Source organism: Candidatus Symbiopectobacterium sp. NZEC135, assembly GCF_025962695.1.
Genome location: NZ_JAGFPF010000913.1, coordinates 1 through 848 on the forward strand (window position 1 = coordinate 1; position 848 = coordinate 848).

General features: G+C 43.3%; 1 protein-coding gene and 1 pseudogene. Both read right to left on the reverse strand.

What is annotated here, in order from left to right; translation table 11 throughout:
- Positions 1-428: hypothetical protein (locus tag J5224_RS31400; protein WP_264628905.1), on the reverse strand; the 428-nt coding region annotated here is incomplete at its 3' end.
- A gap of 96 nt (positions 429-524) precedes the next feature.
- Positions 525-848 (reverse strand): annotated as a pseudogene (locus J5224_RS31405) (hypothetical protein); the annotation flags it as partial.

The following is an 848-nucleotide window of genomic DNA, read 5'->3' on the forward strand; positions in this document are numbered from 1 at the left end:
CGGCACTGGTAGTTCAAGGTATCGGACTCCAACTGGAACTGATATTTTTTGCCTTTTTCCGGAATAAAGCTAGCGGTAATCAGGCATGAGTATTTACTTTCCACATAGACGTTGACAATCGCGGTTTCAAGACCCGGCATTAATGGCGTTTCGTAATAGTCAATATCGTATTTTTCTCCAGATATTTTTGGCATTCCGCGATCCTGGGTGTTCTGTAAAACCCATTCACTGGAACGAATAAGACCGCCAATGCGTTTGCCGTTCAACGTCTGGTAGATACTGGTCTGCTCGGTGTTATCTACGACACGTACCCATGGCGAATCATTTTTTTCAGTTGGTGGGATAAAAAAGGAGTTATTCGGCATGATGGAGCAGCCTGACGCTAAAAGAGCTATCGCAGCAAGATTAGCTAGCCGTAAAAATTTCACTGTCATTTCCTCAATCGCTGGGCTATTCAGATCGTCTGATGAGAGGGAGTAATATCTAAATGCTTTATTCAACCAGAGTAAAAATAAGCCTTAGCATTACGCTGAGGCCACACCACATTCACTGTACATTCGGGGGAAGTAGTCGTTGATTTTTGCGTTATCAAACAGTCTATCCATGGTAAAATCGACGACATCTGACACGACAATGCCACGATGTAACTCGCTGGGAAAATCGCCTATCGAACCATAAACTGTAGGCGTTAAGAAGCGAAAGTAATCACCCATTTTCGTGCTACCTTCATAACCAGCAAGATAATCTTCGCCTTCGAAACTTCCCTCAATCCCATGATAGACAAAAAACCCCTTTACTGAGGGGAGATTATATTCCCCGATTTTTTGTTCATGACCAGATCGCTGTTT